Origin of the sequence: Flavobacterium sp. ZT3R18, assembly GCF_007097385.1 — a bacterium.
Classification (GTDB): Bacteria; Bacteroidota; Bacteroidia; order Flavobacteriales; family Flavobacteriaceae; genus Flavobacterium.
The window spans coordinates 1-1,719 of the sequence record NZ_VJZS01000062.1 but is presented as its reverse complement, the minus strand read 5'-3'; the positions used below and the strand labels follow the sequence as shown (position 1 = coordinate 1,719).

Sequence of the window (1,719 nt, the reverse complement as noted above, 5' to 3'; positions counted from 1 at the left end):
TGTGGTTCGTAACCTTTCAATTTTCGGCTTTGCAGAAAATATGATGCGAAACGGTAATTCCACTAAATCACACACTATATCAAAACGGCTGTTAGTGGCTGGTTATTTATTTACCGCAAATTCATCTTTCCCACGTAATATTATTTCTTTTGATTTTTTAATATTTTCTTCGGTTTTAGTTATCAAACTGACAAAATTTACATTCAGTTTTTCTATCTTGTTTTCAAACTTCTCAACAATGATTTTTAAAATATAATTTTCATCAACTAAATAGTTTTCATAGTTAGCGTTTATTATTTCATTGTCAATTTTGAAAATTGTTGAATTGTCTTTTAGGTTTGTATATTTCAATTTCAGATTGTTCAACGAAATGAATTTAGGCTTATAGGTTGATTTAGTTACAATATAAAGTTTTCCGTAATATTTTACATTTTCGATTTCAATATTTTCCTTTTCAATATTTACTGTTTCAATTTCATTCGGATTTATAGTTCTTAAAATACTTTCGTTAGTAAGTTTACCATTTATGAAATATGCAGGTTTTTTTTTATCTTCAATTTCTTTTTTATAGACAACTTTAATAATTGTATCGTTTTCAGATACAATTTCTTGATTTGTCATTTTTAAGCCTGGAACTTTTCCTGTCAGTTTTTGCCCGAAACTATTAATTGATAAAAGTATTGTTGCAATAAAAAGTATCTTTTTCATAATTTTCTTTTTTTACGTTTCTTTGGTTTTAACTAGCCACTAACGTCTCGGCGCTTTGAGATGGTGGGGATTTCGTAACCGAGTATTTTCTGCTTAACGAAAACGTGATGCGAAACGGTAATTCCACTAAAACCCCACTATATCAAAACGCCTGTTGGCGGTTCGGCTGCGTTAATTATTGTTAATCCGAACTCGTCGGAGAATATTTTTTTTTCAAGTTTACATCCAGTTTTGATTTAGCTTTCACCCCGTGGCTGTAGTTATTTTTCTTCTTCTGAAATTGGTTCGTAGCCTTTCCATTTTCCGTTGTCATACTTTACTATTGCTCTAGTTGTACTATAAGTCACGTCATTTACTATTATTTGGGCAATTTCTGTTCCGTGTTTTATACCATTGAAAATAATTGATTCCGCTATTAAGTTTCCAGATTGGTCATACCATCTAGAAAATAAATCTTGTTCTCCGTTAGTAAACCAAGTCTCGTTCTTTAGCTGTCCATTTTCAAACCAAGTTTTCCAAGAGCCATTTAATTCTCCATCGACAAACGAATATTCCGACTTTAATTTCCCATTAGTATGCCATTCTTTTTCAGGTCCGTTTTGTTTGCCGTTTATGTAAAAGCGTTCCCATTGTTTTGAATTGTCATTATTAAATACAATCCACCATCCATGTAGTTTTGTTTTTTTTTCTTGTCTTATCGAAAAACTTCCTTTGTCGTGTTCAACTTTTGTTGTTGAAATATTTTTCATGGTTATTTTTTTACTATTGCCACCAACACTCGAGTTTCTGCTGTCTTGCATGAGTTCAAAACATAATAAGCTAAATATCTGATGTTCCACATTCCGTATGCTTGCGTAAGTTCAGAATTTGTTAAGCTCTAGGCTGAATTCATTTTGGTTTTTACTTGCGTAAGTTCTGTCCTCAGCTGACCGCCAACGTTTGCGGCTTTGCGAAGTGCCTTCTCTTCTGCGCTCACTATAAAAGCTAAAATAGCCAATTTTTTCATAATTG

2 protein-coding genes are annotated in these 1,719 nt (G+C 32.1%); both read right to left on the bottom strand.

The features are described from left to right. Positions 1-102: 102 nt before the first annotated feature. On the bottom strand, positions 103-708 hold the full coding sequence (locus tag FNW52_RS20560) for a hypothetical protein (protein WP_143379336.1): 606 nt from the start codon (positions 706-708) through the stop codon (positions 103-105). A gap of 260 nt (positions 709-968) precedes the next feature. Continuing rightward, positions 969-1,457 carry a toxin-antitoxin system YwqK family antitoxin gene (locus tag FNW52_RS20555; protein ID WP_185966056.1) on the bottom strand — a complete coding sequence of 163 codons (489 nt, stop codon included), beginning with the start codon at positions 1,455-1,457 and terminating at the stop codon, positions 969-971. Positions 1,458-1,719 lie beyond the last annotated feature (262 nt).